The organism is Empedobacter sp. UBA2044 (genome assembly GCF_002333005.1).
Taxonomy (GTDB): domain Bacteria; phylum Bacteroidota; class Bacteroidia; order Flavobacteriales; family Weeksellaceae; genus Empedobacter; species Empedobacter falsenii_B.
On the sequence record NZ_DDBA01000002.1, the window covers coordinates 1 to 16,099 of the forward strand.

General features: G+C 28.3%; 9 protein-coding genes. 3 read left to right on the top strand and 6 right to left on the bottom strand.

Translation table 11 applies throughout. The features are described from left to right. Nucleotides 1-155 precede the first annotated feature (155 nt). Nucleotides 156-1,526 carry a hypothetical protein gene (locus B4E59_RS00335; RefSeq protein WP_291050572.1) on the top strand — a complete coding sequence of 457 codons (1,371 nt, stop codon included), beginning with the start codon at nt 156-158 and terminating at the stop codon, nt 1,524-1,526. Nucleotides 1,527-1,655: 129 nt separating this feature from the next. Here B4E59_RS00335 and B4E59_RS00340 read toward each other — a convergent pair whose 3' ends face one another. The 5 genes from B4E59_RS00340 to B4E59_RS00360 are packed head-to-tail and all read right to left on the bottom strand — an operon-like array spanning nt 1,656 to nt 12,289. Beyond that, nucleotides 1,656-4,652: a restriction endonuclease gene (locus B4E59_RS00340; protein ID WP_291050575.1), complete on the bottom strand. Its 2,997-nt coding sequence runs from the start codon at nt 4,650-4,652 to the stop codon at nt 1,656-1,658. Nucleotides 4,653-4,661: 9 nt separating this feature from the next. Further along, nucleotides 4,662-6,557 (bottom strand): DUF8451 domain-containing protein, encoded by a 1,896-nt coding sequence (locus tag B4E59_RS00345; protein WP_291050578.1) that lies wholly within the window; start codon nt 6,555-6,557, stop codon nt 4,662-4,664. Between the two features lie 2 nt (nt 6,558-6,559). Then, entirely contained in the window at nt 6,560-8,401 is a 1,842-nt protein-coding gene (locus B4E59_RS00350; RefSeq protein WP_291050581.1) for a site-specific DNA-methyltransferase, read from the bottom strand. Nucleotide 8,402: 1 nt separating this feature from the next. After that, nucleotides 8,403-9,158, bottom strand: coding sequence for a DUF4391 domain-containing protein (locus B4E59_RS00355; RefSeq protein WP_291050584.1), 756 nt, complete (start codon nt 9,156-9,158; stop codon nt 8,403-8,405). Next, nucleotides 9,158-12,289, bottom strand: a complete 3,132-nt coding sequence (locus B4E59_RS00360) for a helicase-related protein (protein WP_291050587.1) — start codon at nt 12,287-12,289, stop codon at nt 9,158-9,160. Before B4E59_RS00360 ends, B4E59_RS00355 begins: the two co-directional genes overlap by 1 nt. A gap of 405 nt (nt 12,290-12,694) precedes the next feature. On the opposite strand from B4E59_RS00360, the gene B4E59_RS00365 reads away from it, so the two are divergent. Continuing rightward, nucleotides 12,695-14,056 carry an AAA family ATPase gene (locus B4E59_RS00365; protein WP_291050590.1) on the top strand — a complete coding sequence of 454 codons (1,362 nt, stop codon included), beginning with the start codon at nt 12,695-12,697 and terminating at the stop codon, nt 14,054-14,056. Continuing rightward, nucleotides 14,056-14,943 carry a DUF4435 domain-containing protein gene (locus B4E59_RS00370; protein ID WP_291050592.1) on the top strand — a complete coding sequence of 296 codons (888 nt, stop codon included), beginning with the start codon at nt 14,056-14,058 and terminating at the stop codon, nt 14,941-14,943. The genes B4E59_RS00365 and B4E59_RS00370 overlap by 1 nt, the downstream gene beginning before the upstream one ends. A 136-nt stretch (nt 14,944-15,079) precedes the next feature. Here B4E59_RS00370 and B4E59_RS00375 read toward each other — a convergent pair whose 3' ends face one another. Beyond that, complete coding sequence (locus B4E59_RS00375) at nt 15,080-15,919, bottom strand: HAEPLYID family protein (RefSeq protein ID WP_038336266.1); 840 nt, start codon at nt 15,917-15,919, stop codon at nt 15,080-15,082. Nucleotides 15,920-16,099 lie beyond the last annotated feature (180 nt).

Below are 16,099 nucleotides of genomic sequence, written 5' to 3' on the forward strand. Positions count from 1 at the left end.
ACACTTTAAGAGACAGTCCTATTTCCAAATATTTTTATCAATAAAAAATTTATCCAATATCAAAATTGATATACTGGACAGGGAAACTTATGTTCAAAAAATCTTTATTAATTATTTAAACAAAGGCTCTGTTATGGAGCCTTTCACTTCACTGTATGAAAAAAATAATTCTTCCAACATCACTTGATGTTCAGAAAATAATATTAATGGCAAACAATCAATATTATGACAACATAACAGGTCAATTAAAGACATATAAATCCGATTTAAAGATACTAAAAATTGAATCCATCAACTATATTCTGTTTATGATATTTCGTTCAACTATGTTTAAATTAAATGCCTTAAATGAAGCGGAAAGATCTACATATTTTAAGGAAGGAAGATTGTGTAAAAATGATTTTTACATCGAGCTTCCATCAACCATTCTGGTTAAAATTGAACGTAACTACAATAATATTATGGACTTCTTAACAAATAAACACTCTAATTATGATAACATTTTATTTCGTATGAAATATGAAAAAGGGAAATCTTTTAGTTATTGTTTGAATTATAATTTGATAAACGACCAGTTTAATCTTATAGATATAACAAGGAAATCTATTTATAAACACATGAACGAAGTTTATCAACCAAAAGTTTCTAGTTCTATTATTAATCGTGAATTGATCGCTTTGAAGAATGATTTCTTAAATAAGTTTAGTATCGACTTTAGTGGTCTTTCAACCCAAATAGACAGCTCAAAAATTGTAACTGAATACAACTCTATCCTTGGATTGATCGATTATCATAATGGCAAAAAATGGATGAGTCTAAATACAGAAAAAGACGGAAGATTACATACGAATTTTACTATTATGTCTTCTAAACATAGGAAGTTAATACGTAATAATAAAAACGAAGAATTTGTCGAAATTGATGTTGGCTCTTGTATTCCTTATCTATTTATAATGAGTATTATACAAAAAGTAGAGTTTTATGGTGATGATCATCTTAAAAAATATCAATTGCTATTTAATAAACTTAACTCTAGAATGATAGAATTAGGAACAGTGGAACTCCTAAAGGCTGAACTTAAGGTCATGCTTATAGCTTTGGAAGAAGATCGTTTTTATCGACTTTTTCCTTTGTTAAATAAGATTGAAATCTTAAGCTTCTTCTTTTGTAAAAATGGATCAAAACCTAGTATTGAAAATATAATTGAATCAACATTTCCAAATTTCTATTATTATGTATTTCAAATGAAGAATAATAATTTTTGGGTTGATCAATACCAATGCCCTCCAAAATTTGACTGTAACGAACTTTTAGCTCATTATTTATTCCATCTTGAAGCTACCTTGATACTTTATAAGATTTCTAAAAGAGTAAAGAAAAGTATAAGAGGTATTGAAATAATAACAATACATGATTGTTTAATGGTTCCTTCTAAATATGCAGAACAGGTTAAGGCTATTATGTTAGAAGAGTTTAGTAATTTATTTAAGATTAAACCAATTATTAAAATAAAAGGCTTACCATAATATGTTTGTAAAATCGCTTGTAAACATTATAAACAGTAAGTTTCTAACTGTAAAGCATCTTTTGTAAAATATAAAACCTCAACCAAATTATTGATTGAGGTTTATATGATTATTATTTAAAATATTTTATTACACTTGATCATTTACATCATCCATATTTGTAGCTACAATCATTCGGCTACCAATAGTTTCAAAATGTGCTTTACCACAGATAATTTTTCCTTTTTCAATTGGTCGTAAAGCTTCATCAAATAAAGTTCCTTTAGATTCCGTTACGAAATACAATTGATCACCATTTCCCTTATTATACATAATAGCCCAGTCAGGATTATATGTTCCTAAAGGAGTTGGCACTTTAAACCAACTTGGTAATTTAGTGTAAAGAGAGATATTATCACTTGTTTCAAATTCTTGTGCTAAATTTACTTCAACATCAGAATCACATAAGGTTTCTTCATAAACTGATTTCGTAGATTCAACAAGATATTTACTTAAATAACCAACTAAATCATCTTCTTCAATTAACTTTTGATCATAATAAGCTTCTTCACCAATTTTCTCATATTTAATACCATCTACGATAAACAATCGTTTTTGAAGATTAATTACCTCGATACAGCTTTCGATAAATGCTTGAGGATTTGATTTGAAATAATTGATTACTCTTGGTTCTAAACCTTTTAATAAACTAATGATTGATTTACGAGTTAAATCTGTCTCATTTTGTAAATAAGTAATAATATCAGGAAGATGATTTACTTGGTTTTCCAAATGCTCTACATAGTTTTTAACCTGACCGTCAGCAGAAACACCACCTTTATCCAAATTTAATTTAGCTTTCGTATGTTCAATTTTAGCACGCTCATTACGAACATTATTGTTAATAGAATCAATACATTTTTGGATCAGTTCATTCGAATCAAACTCAACTTTATATACCGTTTTATACTTGATAGAATCCCATAAATTTTTAAATTCTTCAGATAGATATACTTGTTTGTTTAATTTTACATGTACTTTTTCAGCATTGTTCTTAATTTCCAAACTACCTGCCACTTCCTTAATTCTATTGATAATTTGTTTCGTAACTTCAACTGAAAATTCTTGTCCTAAATCAACTGTATTTTCTTTTATCGCAATTTTTAAAGTATCTTGAATCTTTCCTTTTTTATCAACATAACCTTGTTCAATAAAGTGTTTGAATAGTTTTTCTGATTCTTCTTGTCCCAAATAGATTGGTTCATCATTTTCATCTGAGCCATTTGCAATCGTATTAAATGATTCGATCGCTAAGAAGCCAAATTTAATTCCTGTATCTTCTGTTAATTCTTTTTGATATCCTTCAACAAAATCAACGAAACTTTCGTTAACAATAGTTGTAAGTATATTCACATTTTCACCGTAAACACGGTTTCCTGTTTGATCGACAGCAATACGTAAACCACGTCCTATTTCTTGTCTTCTTCGTATCTCAGAAGCTCCCATTTCTTTTAATAAACAGATTTGAAAAACATTAGGATTATCCCAACCTTCTTTTAATGCTGTATGAGAAAAGATAAAGCGTACAGGAGTATCAAAGCTCAATAAGCGTTCTTTATCCTTCATGATCAATTGATAGGTATCTTCATCTGCCTTTACTGATCCTGAAGTATCTTTAAAGTATTCGTATTTATCTTTTGAATTTGATTTTTTACTTTTTTTATCTGAAGAAAAATACCCTGTATGCACATCAGACACAATCGTGTCTACTTCTTTAACTTCCTTAAATAAGGATAATTTGTATTTAGGTAATTGGATGATACGCTCATATTCTTCTTCAAATATCTGTGCATAATCTCCATTTGAAGGATTCCCTTCCTCGTCGTATTGACGATATTTAGCAACTGTATCAATAAAGAATAAACTTAAAACTTTTATCCCTTTAGGATTTAGCTTCACTTCTTTATCTAAATGCTCTTCTATCGTTTTAGCAATTAACTTACGTTTAATTTCTCGATCATTAACACCTCCTACAACATCCCCTGTTTGGATTAATTGACCGTTAGAAAACTCTACATATTCTGGTTCTGTATTTATTTCTCTAACGATAAAACCAAAGTATTGATCTAGTTTAGTGATTTCATATAAATCATCTCCTAACTTAATATCTTTGGCTTTACGATCTACCTTACCATTTCTTCCCTTGATATCTATGATTAGTTTAGCCTTAATGCTACTTTTATTTGTAATACTCACACATTGGATAAAAGCACCATCACTTACCTCGTTTTTAGTTGTAATCGATGCAACTTCAATCTTCTTTACTTTGTTATCGTTGTAAGCATCGACTGCATCAAATTTGTACAACAAATTAATTTTCTCTTTATGCGTTGCCGAAAAGCGAAATACAGCTAAAGGATTTAAATTCTTAATTGATTTTTTCTGTAAAGCTGAACTCATTGTAGATTGAGGTTCATCTACAATAACAACAGGATTCGTTTCTTGTAGCAAATTAATTGGTGTAGCACCTAATTTATCATTGTACTCTAGTAAAATACGTTTAGTTGCTTTTTCTGTATCCATATCCTGAGCAAAAGCTTGGACATTGATAATCATAATTCGAATCTGATCAGATGTTGCAAAATCACGAACTTGACTTAAATTGGAACTATCGTATATGAAATATTTATAAGGAACATTTTCAAAAACTTTTTTGAAATGCTCGTCTGTTAATTGCAAGGATTTGTTGATTCCTTCACGTATAGAAACTGAAGGTACAACAATGATAAATTTCTTGAAACCGTAACGTTTATTCATCTCAAAAATAGACTTGGTAAAAACATAGGTTTTACCCGTACCAGTTTCCATTTCTATAGAATATTGTAAATCGTTACGATCGATATCTTGAGGTTTAGAAATACGTAAACCATTGCGTAATTGTATGGCTTGTGTATTTTCGACCAATTGTTTCTCTAATAAACTTAATTTATTTGCATAACCTAAATCTGCATCATAGGCTAAAGACTGATCTGTAGGCGCTAAAACTGTAAAATTAGACTGTAATTTTTCTTGTCCTTTAAACACATCTATTACAGCTTCTATTGCCTCTTGTTGGTAATCTAAATTACTTTCGAATTGTATTTTCATAATTTTAGATTAATCTATTTTATTAATGGTTCTATATGCCTGATCAGGATGATTAATCATTTCTGGATATTTATAATTAATGATCTTCTTATCGATCAAAGGTTTTACAAAATCTCTAAGAATATGTTTTTCTGATTTTCCTATTATTTTTACTAAATCATTAATACTAAATTCATGTATTAAGCATAAATCTTTTATAATATCTTGAATTATAGTTTTATCATTAACTCTTTTAGGAAGATTTTTTATCCTTTTAATAATATCAATTAATTCTTGAATTTGTTCTTCAGCTAGTGTATTAAGATCTACAGGTAGTGCACTAAGATCATTAGGTAGTGCACTAAGATCATTAGGTAGTGTAGTAGTATCAGCAATATTATTCTCAACAATTTCAGCAGAATCTGAATAAGTATCTCTTAGTAAATCTGTAGGAATATAGTACGTAAATTTAAATCTTCCTTTCTGTTCTAAAAGCCCTAATTCTCTAAGTTTTCTTAGTTCTGCGTTGGTAATATTAGATTCAGATCCATTAATTTGTCGAGCAGAGGAATTATCAACAGCTCCTAATTCTCTGACAAAAATTAGTATTCTTTTTTGATTATCTGTTAACTGAAATGAATCAAATTTTGTTAACCATTCAAGATCATTTTCATTTAATAGGTGGTGCAGTAACAACCTTACTGTAAATTTATTATTCTCTCTATCACTTTCAAATGTAGGAGGCATCATAGATACACTTTCCATCAACCTTCTCATTGTTCTAATACCAGAACCTTTAGTTTCTGCTAAATTAGTTTCATGAAAAATTGCAGATATATAAGGATTTCGATTTATAGATCCTGGTTCACCTAATTGATCTTCAGATTTTAAAGAAAATCCAGGATTAGTAATTTCTATTCTATTTGGATATCGAATAATTTGAATTGGACTATTTTCTCTATAAGATCTATGAATTAAAGCATTAACAACAGCTTCACGTAAAACACGTAAGGGTAATCCCATATTTTTTGCTTGAATATTTTCATCAGTCAATTCAAAACCTTTAGGTAAATCATCACTTATTGTATGTATAATACGTTGAACTAATTCTAGTAAAGATCCACGCATATCTAATGTAGAAGAAAAACGGTTGTCAGCATCTTTAACCCATTCGTTAGATGAAACTCTTATATAATCTACTCTTACCATTGGTAGAAGTCTTCTAAGAGCCATTCTACTCCCAAATGTTAATAAGCCTGTGTAAGTTATAAAATAATCTTGTTTATCTTTTTTTATTGCATGAATGGATCTTAATAACTCTATATCATTGTATTCTAATTCTTCAGCAGAAGGATTTACAGACTTTCTATATTTCCTATAAAGAGCAATAGCATCATCTGATAAATCATCTAATTCAGCATCTTTTACTATTGATTTATCAAATGAATCCTGACTATTATAGTATAAAACCATATCGTCCTCAGTTCCTTTTAAGTCTGCTGAACCTATTCGTCTATATGCCCCTTGCGGTAAACCTTTACTCTTGATATACAATGGTTTTTGTTCTTGTGATAATTCTTCCACAAAAACAACAATAGCATTTTTACCATTAATATTTTCAACCTTAATTAATGGTCTAACAGGAATATTAAATATTTCTGAGCATTGAGAACTCAAGTTAATTTGAATCTGATCAAGAGAATCAGTAGGAATACCAGTCACTACATATTCTGGAAATAAACTCTCTGAAGTTTCTTCTTTTTCTACACCCAGAAGTAAATAACCTCCACCTAAATTAGGTTCGTTACTAAAAGAACAGACAGTTTCCATAATAGATTTCCCTACCTCTGAAGCCCTTTTAGCTTCTATTTTGTTACATTCATCTGTAGAATTTAATTGTAACATCAATTCTTTTAAACTCTCCATAATTAGATTGATTTTACATTTTCAATTCCTGCTTGACGTAGAGTTTGAACTGTATTTGTTTTATCGGCATCGTTAGCGAAACCTGCATCTTTAAAAATTACAGCTGGTTTTTCGTCTACCGATTCTTTGTGCCATTCTGCAATACCATTGGCAACTTCTACAGTAATATGATCAGCTAAACAAATGTACATCGCACCAAAACCAATGTTATATACCTTACAATTCGCAATTGTTTTCTCTTGGATAGGTAACGTTAATTCTAAACCATATTTAAGTAATATTTCGAATAATACATCCTCTTCTGTACGATCGTTTTTAATGCTATCGCCATTGTTTTCTAAGAATAGATCTAATTGATCTTCGAATTGATCAACAGAAGTATCCCAAGCACGAATATTGGAGCTATCTAATTTAAACGCACGGAATCCAACATCTAATTTGTCGATGTTTTCTTTATCCTTATTTTCTTGTTTAATTAATTCCCCAGCTCTACGAATACGTTCTTTAGTGATTTCTGCAATGGTTTTATAACCTGCTTTATACGCTTCAGATTTCTCATCTGTTGGTTCAGGTAATTGCACCGAAATACATTTTCTATTACCACCATCTTCAGCATTAAGTGACATTACAGCGTGTGCTGTAGTTCCTGATCCTGAAAAGAAATCTAGTACATATAATGTTTTATCATTAGCAAGTCGGATAAAATGTGTGATTAAAGATATTGGTTTTGGAAAATCGAAAAATCTACCTTCCATTAGTTTATCTAAATCAAGACTTGCTTGTTGATTAGATCCAAATTCCTTACCTAAAAAATCATTTGATATTTGCCCTTTTTCATTATCTAAATAAACTTTACCATTCGGATAACCATCTCCATCTTTCGCCCAATAAACTTCATTATTTTTAATCATTTCTTCCAAATCCTCCTTTTTAACCATCCAAGTTCCTTCTAATAAAACGTTATTTGGTGATAAAATAGAATATTTATGACGACCACGAGTCGTATGCATTAACCTAGTTCTAGCGAATTTCCCTTTTTCATCAGAATATCTATATTCTTTTAATGCTTCATTAGATAATGGAATTCTACCTAATTTCAATAAATTTATATTTTTAGTATATAGTAATATATATTCTTTGACTTTCGCAATATTGCCAATATTAGATTGATTAAATGTTTTGCGCCAGTTAATACACGCAACAAAATTTTCCTCTCCAAAAATCTCATCACAAAGCTTTTTAAGATTAGCTTGTTCGTTATCATCAATCGATATAAAAATAACACCATCATCTGCTAATAAATTACGAGCTAATTTTAAACGAGGGTACATCATATTTAACCAATTGCTGTGGAAACGACCATCACTATCTGTATTGGTAGATGTTTTTTTACCTTCTTCGTCGGTTTGTCCTGTTAGCTCTAAATAATTAGATAAATTATCTTTGTAATTGTCTTTGTACACAAAATCCTTTCCTGTGTTGTAAGGTGGATCGATGTAGATCATTTTTATTTGGTTGCTGTAGGTTTTTTGCAACAATTTTAACACCTCAAAATTATCCCCTTCAATAAAAATATTACCTGTTGTTTCCCAGTCTTTACTATCCGCTTTATTTGGTCTTAGTGTACCAGTAGAAACTTTATTTGCTTCTCTTTGCGCTTGTGTTTTTCCTGCCCAAGTCATTTGGTAGAATTCTTTCTCCTTTTGGATATATTCTCCCACCAAAGCTTGTAGCTCTTCTACGACTAATTTTCCTTCACTAAATGCAGTAGGAAAGATTTCTTTTAATCTTTCGATATTCTGTTGCACAATATTTTCAGAAGTTAATTCGTTGATTCTTTCCATTTTAGTTCAGTTTATTTTTTAGTTCTTGTATGTTATTTTTCAGTTGGTGAATATCGGAATTAATTCGCACTTTCTCATTCATTTGAGTGGCTGTAGCTAAAGCTTTCTTTGCTGATTTAATCTTGTATTCTAATGCTTGTATTTGTTCTTGTACCAGTAACATCTGTTCAGTTACTTCATAGTTTCTTAGTTTATACTCATCAGTAAGATCCTGTAAATTATAATTCTGAACTACTTGTAAATAATACCCATAAAATGCTTTTAAGTCGTGTTTATTAGCCTTTTTAAAATCCAGTGCTTCAACGAAGTCAACATTAAAAAAATCTAAATGGTTGGAATAATATTCATTTTGAATAACACGTAAAGCATTCGAGTTTTTACTAATTGATTTAGTTGCTAAACTTACATTTCGTAATTCATTTTCATCACTTACTAAACTTATTATACAATGATGTGGAATTAGCTTGTGTAATAAATGGCTAATTTGTTTATATATTTTAGTATATTGATCTTTTTGAAGAATCACTTCAATCACATAAACCTCAACATAAGATTCCTCTGATGATTGATAATGTTGGATGTTCGCTGTCTCCTGCTTAATTAAAGCCTTAATTCTAATACTTTGTATATTTGCACCATCTAATAATTTACGTTCGCTTAACGTGCAATTCTCGTTGTTTTTTAAAGAGAGCTTTGTAACAGGAATATCAATTACCATTTTTTCAGGAAATTGAAATAAGTTAATAAGATTATTCATTACGATACAATTAAATAACTAATCACTTCATAATTAAAATCACCTGAAGACTTTCCTATAATAGAACCTTCTGGATTAAAAATAGATTGTAGTTCAACTATTTTTTCTTCACCAGATAAATGCTTCTTCACCAAATCTAATAAATCAACATATTGGTTCATAAACTTACCAGACTTTGTTTTTAGGTTGAATGCTTTTAATTGCTCTTCTTCTATTGTGATTTTTCCGTAAGACAATTTTTTAAATAAGTCTAATGCACGTTTTCCCATTCGCATTGGCACATTAATCTCGCCATCATTAGTGATATAAACTAAGCTGTAAGGATGTATTAGATTATTCTTTAATTTGTCTTCAAAATTATTTTCATCTAAATCTTTCAAACAGAATAATACCCCTTGAGGTTGGTCAACAATATTATTAGTAACCAGTGAAAAAAGACCACTTGGATAATTTTCAAACGTTTTTAATTCTGTATCTTTTATCCGATCTGCATCAACTTTAAAATCATTGAACGTTAAATCTGAAATTGAAATACCACCATCTAAATCTTCTAAATCTACAACCGAGTCTTTCATTTTTTCTAATTGTTTTTTACGATAATCCAGTTCTTTTGGTTGGTTTTCACGATCATCAATTACATTGTCATCACCAGTTGCAGAGATATCTAAAATCTGCATTCTACCTTTAACTCGTTGTATAAGATCTATGTATTGATCTAATTCGATATGAGGATAAAAGTTTACTAACTGTATTTGATCATTTTGAGAACCAATACGATCGATACGTCCAAAACGTTGAATGATACGAACAGGATTCCAATGAATATCATAATTCACTAAGTAATCACAATCTTGAAGGTTTTGACCTTCTGAAATACAGTCTGTACAGAATAATAAGTCAATCTCCTTTGTTGCCTCAGGAAATACTTCTTTACGAGATTTAGACATTGGAGAGAAGTTAATTAAGATGTTTTGAAGATCCGTTTTAACTTCTTTTAAATTGGTATAATTTGTACCACTACCTGTAACTAATGCTGAATGAATCCCATATTCTTTAAGGAATAGGTCAGCACAGTTTTCGTACAAGTAATTTGCGGTATCTGCAAAAGCAGAAAAAATGATAACTTTTTTATTATTTGGATTTAAAGGATTTTGAATTTTATTTTGAATTAATCCAACAAGGTCTATTAATTTTTGATCTCTATCAGTAGTTACAACTTTACATTTTGCAAGTAACTCAATAATAATTTCACGATCTGATTTTAAAAACTCGTTGAATTTAACTAAGTCCATATCTTGGATTAGTACTTTAACTTTTCCTCCTAAAACCATATCAGAATAAGCTTGATCATCAAAGTCAAAATCTAAAACATCAATATCATTTGAAAATTCTTTATGATTCTTTATTTTTTGATCTAAGGAGTCGATGGTATGAAGAATCTTTTCTAATGTTAAACAAAATGAATGGATTGAAGATTCTAAACGTTTTAGAAGATTTACACGCATTAAAGTAATAATACTCTCTTCACGATCTAATTGAGAGAAAACAGCCCCTGTTTTAGTTTCTGTATCATATAACTCAGCATAAGCCTTACGTTTATGTTCGAAAACAAAAAACATTGGTGAATAGAATTTTAAATTCAAAGATTCTAAATAATCATTTAGGTATGATATCGAGAAGTCTTTATTTTCTTTATCAAAATCTGAATAAACCGAAATAGGCTTTAATCGAGTTGGAAATTTCCCTATATCAGCCACATCATAGTATTTCTCGATGTGTTTTCTTGATCTTGAAATGGTGAATAAATCTAATAGCTTAAAGTAATCACCATCCAACTTATTGATTAAATCTTCACGAGTTGGGTTTGCTTGCTTTACCCAGTTATTAAATTTTGTTTGAGCTTGTCTTAATGTTAATTCTATACTTGATATTCCTTCATTTATTAAAGCTTGATCGTTAGACTCAGTAATGAAAGATAATTGATTTTTAAGGTCATTAAGGCGTGTATTTACAGGTGTAGCAGATAATAATAGTACTTTAGTACGAACACCAGATTGGATTACATCTCGCATTAATTTTTCATAACGTGAAATACGTTTTTTAGAAGGATTGTTGTTTCTGAAATTATGTGATTCATCAATTACGATTAAATCATAATTACCCCAATTCACCATTTCTAAATTGATATCACCTGATAAACCACTTTCACGAGATAAATCTGTATGGTTTAACACATCAAAATTTAGTCTATCCTGTACTAGAATGTTCCTTTTATCATTCAAACGATATGTTACCCAGTTATCTCTTAGTTTTTTTGGAGCTAAAACTAAAACACGATCATTACGTAGTTCGTAATATTTGATGATAGCTAAAGCTTCAAACGTTTTACCTAAACCAACTGAATCAGCAATAATACATCCATTGTATCTTTCAATTTTGTCAATGGCTCCTAAAACAGCATCTTTTTGGAAATTAAATAATTTATTCCAAACCACAGAAGATTTAAAACCTGTTTTAACTAAACGCTCTTCATTAATGTCGTCCGTTGTTTTATTCTGAAATATTCTCGAAATACTGAATTTATAAATTTCTTCAGGTGATTTTAATGGAACAGCTTGTTTGTACATTTTGATTATATCTTCTTTACAATCAATTGCATTTTCCCAGAACTGTTCAAATACATCTTTAAACGAATTCTGTGAATCGTCCATTTCAAAAATCATGTACGGCTTACCATCTTTAATGATACCAAGAGTTGGTTCATTAAGAGGATTAGGAGCAAATTGGTAAAGTTTATCATCAATAATAATAAAACTATTTCCTGCTACTCCCTTTCTAATATTGAATTGATCTGATTCTGCTATAATTGTATTGATACGATAATACGTCTGTAGTTTATTATTGGTTGAATTTTCTGATAAATCACGAACATAACTTTCCCTATTACTCAATCGATCGAAATCATCTTTGTTAATTATAACATCAACACTTGCACATTCTTTAAATATTTTTAATAAATCGTACAAAGCATTAAATGTGTAATTGTTAGTGCAAATTTTAACTACAGATGAGGTCGTAGTATTAGCTAATATTTCATCGATTAAGGTTGTAGTTTGGTTGTTGATTATCATAATTTATCAATAGTTCTATACTGTAAAAATAATGAATTTTATTTCTAAACTCAATACGTTACATTTTGACGATAAATATAGTATTCAAAATGTTATATTTTGATAAAATAACAACAATTAATGACACTCTTCAAATTAATACTAACTTACTGTTTTTAAGTAATATATTGAATTTAATAATGTTAACTTTCGTGATAATAATTTTTATTATAAAAATTATTATTTTGGTTAATAGACTAACTTTTTCTGCATTTAAGAATTATAAATCACAAAAAATTTAAAAAAATTTTTGAAGCAACATGCAGTGCCTTTATACACTTAGAGGGAGGGAGGGCTATTTAAGCGGATACGGAGGGAGGGGTGTTATAAAGTTTATTTTATTATATATTTGAACAAAACAATAATATGAATAAATTAAACATAGCTGGATTTAAGATAGAAAAACTATTTGGATACTTAGATGTTGATTTAAAATTCGATGAAAAATATAAAATATTAATAGGTGAAAATGGTTTAGGAAAAACTACAATTCTTAATGCATTATATTATTTATTAGAAAAAAAATTCGAAAAATTAAATGATATTGTTTTTGATTCTATTGAATTGACATTCGATTCTAAAAAAATAATAAAATTTAATAAGATTGATTTAGAGTTTTATTTAAATGGAAGAAATAAAAATCAAGAAAATAGATTTTATGAATTGCTAGGTGAAACATTAAAGAAACCTGATCTTCAATCTTTAAATGAAATTATTTATAACAAGAAATATTCAGACTTTGAAAAAAGAATAGAGGTTGTTGATTATTTAAATAAAATAAATTTTAAAGTAAAAGCTCCTAATAAATATATTTATGATAATGTTAAATATTTTATAGTAGAGCAGAAATCAGCGGACTTTAATAATATTTTAGAAATTTTAGAAAAAAATGTTAGTTCAAAAATTTTATATTTTCCCACTTATAGAAGAATAGAATCTCAACTTAATAGATTAAGAAAGGATTCAATAGAAAGGTTTTATTGGGAAGATGAAATAGAAGATGAATCTGAAAAATTTGATGATAATCTAAAATTTGGGATGGATGATGTTAAAGATAGAATTAATAATCTTACAGAGGAAATTAGATCAAAATCATTAGTTGGTTTTTCTAAAATTACAGGAGATCTTTTAGGTCATTTATCTAATGAGTTCAAAAATTATAGAGTTAAAAATAGATTTGATAAAAATAAATTAGAAATTATATTAAATAGGGTTGAGGATTCGATAAATAAGGAGGATAAAATTAAAATTACTCAATATATTGAATCAGGAGATAAATCTAATAAAGGGTTGCTATATTTTATTGATAAATTAATAGATCTATATAATGAACAAGAAACACTTGATCTTGCAATAAAGAATTTTGCGGAAACGTGTAATAACTATTTGAATTTTAAAAAATTTGACTATGATGAGAGTTCTATTAGTCTAAAAATTGTTAGAGAAAATTCAGATGATATAATTGAACTAGACCAGTTATCTTCTGGAGAAAAACAAATAGTTTCATTATTCTCTAAAATTTATTTAGACTTAGAAAAATCTTTTTATATTCTATTAGATGAACCTGAATTATCACTTTCAATTATCTGGCAATCTAGATTATTACCTGATATCGTAAAATCAAATAAATGTGATTTTTTATTTACGGTAACACATTCACCTTTTATATATGATAATGATTTAGAGGATTATGCATATGGTTTAATTAATTATATAAAATTTAATTAATGGATCCTAAAAGACTTTTAAGCAGAACTAAAGATCCAATATCTACATTTCATAAATTTGTTTTAAGTATTGGTAATAATGAAGATAATTGTATTTGTTTTTTTGAAGGAAGAGATTCACAATACTATTACACAAGAATAAATCATTTTAAAAAAAATTATAATCCAATAATTTGTGGTAATAAAATGAATGTAATAGAAAGTAATAAAAAAATTTTAAGGAAATATCCTGATTATAATACATTATTTTTTATAGATTCAGATTTTGATGAAAAGGTAGAATTACCTAATCTTTATGTAACATGTGGTTATTCAATTGAAAATTTTTATTGTTCAAGTGAGGTTATTTCTGAAATTTTGAAAAATGAATTCTTCTTAAATGTAACAGATAGAGAATATATAATTTTGATGAGCTTATTCGAAAAGTTACAAAAAGAATTTCATAAATCTAGTGAATTATTCAATCTTTGGTATTTTACTATAAAGAATAAAGCAAAACAATTAGGAATTAGTTGTGGTGCTTCTCTAAATGATAAATTTCCAAAAGGATTTCTCAGTATTTCTTTAGATAGAGTAAATTCAACTTATGATTTGGAAATTATTAAATCGAAATTTCCAAACGCTATTGATGTTACGCAGGAAGATCTAAATCAAAATAAATCACTTTTTTTTACTAAATCTCCTTGGTTATTATTTAGAGGTAAATACGAGATAGAGTTTATAATTAAATTTTTGAATTTAATTATTGATGATGCAAATACAACAAAGAAATATTTAAAAAATAAGTCTCAGTTTAGAGTTGATTCTACTTTAATATTAAGTCAATTAAGCCAATATGCAATTACAACATTTGAACTTAAAGATTTCTTAAATTCTAAATTAAATTAACAAATCTATCCCCTAATTCATCCTCTTTATTAATTTTAAATAGGTAAGTGGTTGTTTATTAATGTTTATATTAAGTCCCGCCAGCTCCACAAATCTCCTTTAAAAAGTTTTAAAGGAGGTTTTTTTATTAAGAAAACTAAGGTTCCCAAATAATACGTGTCATCACATCAAGGTTGGTTCCTGTATGTTTGGTGATAGAAACTCCAGTAACCAAACCAATCATTAAATTGTGTTGAATAGCCAATCTAATTTGAGGTCTTAAAGTATAATGAAATCCATCGCGGTCAATATCCATATTATTTTCAAGTCCAATAAAGTTTTTCGAATTTGGTAAAACATACATCATACTTGCATTTATAGTTGCTCCAACATCTACTTTTTGCTCTTTATAATGATGTTCAAAAATAGGACCTGTATAGATTAACGTGTTGAAATTTTTAAAATTCTTTGCTCCAATAAAAACAGGATTCATTTTCATACCCGTAAATACAGAACCTTGATGTCCTAATTCTTTAAAATTATTAAACTCAAATTCATGAACATAAGCTACAGCCAAAGACATTTTTTGTTTTTCATTTACTAAAAAAGTATATTGAGTTGCTAATTTTAAACCTTCAATTTTATTGTTCGGAACATAAATAGAGCCATCGTTATTATCGCTTTTGTGATTAAAAGAAAAAGGTACTTCAACCTCCAATCCCAAACGATCTGCAACAGCCCATTCATACTCAATAAAACCATTATATTCATTATATCCTTTTTTTGAGGTCACTCCAAATCCTACATTTATCTCAGCTTCTCCTTTTCGTGCGCCCAAATCACGCATCAAATCTGTATAGAGAGGTTCTGCATGTTCAACTTTAGGTTTTAATGTTTTTTGTTGAGGTTGAATGGTGATAATTGAATCATTTTTCGTCTGAGCTATCGTAGTAATTGTTAAGAAAGTGCTTGTAATTATTGTTAAGAAAAATTTCATTTGTTTATTATTTTGAGACAAAGGACAAAGAAGATTTAGGAAGAAATTAGGAATTGAAGTTTTACCCCTTTAAAAATCTAACCTATTAAATTTTGAAGTTTTTTGATACTTATCATTTTAAGAATAATAAAAACTATCTTATCTTAGTCGATGAATTAACACCACATTTAAGACAATCAA

Coding starts and splice junctions, on each gene's coding strand:
- B4E59_RS00335 (WP_291050572.1), top strand. CDS start 156: ATGAAAAAAATAATTCTTCCAACATCACTTGATGTTCAGAAAATAATA.
- B4E59_RS00340 (WP_291050575.1), bottom strand. CDS start 4,652: ATGAAAATACAATTCGAAAGTAATTTAGATTACCAACAAGAGGCAATA.
- B4E59_RS00345 (WP_291050578.1), bottom strand. CDS start 6,557: ATGGAGAGTTTAAAAGAATTGATGTTACAATTAAATTCTACAGATGAA.
- B4E59_RS00350 (WP_291050581.1), bottom strand. CDS start 8,401: ATGGAAAGAATCAACGAATTAACTTCTGAAAATATTGTGCAACAGAAT.
- B4E59_RS00355 (WP_291050584.1), bottom strand. CDS start 9,158: ATGAATAATCTTATTAACTTATTTCAATTTCCTGAAAAAATGGTAATT.
- B4E59_RS00360 (WP_291050587.1), bottom strand. CDS start 12,289: ATGATAATCAACAACCAAACTACAACCTTAATCGATGAAATATTAGCT.
- B4E59_RS00365 (WP_291050590.1), top strand. CDS start 12,695: ATGAATAAATTAAACATAGCTGGATTTAAGATAGAAAAACTATTTGGA.
- B4E59_RS00370 (WP_291050592.1), top strand. CDS start 14,056: ATGGATCCTAAAAGACTTTTAAGCAGAACTAAAGATCCAATATCTACA.
- B4E59_RS00375 (WP_038336266.1), bottom strand. CDS start 15,919: ATGAAATTTTTCTTAACAATAATTACAAGCACTTTCTTAACAATTACT.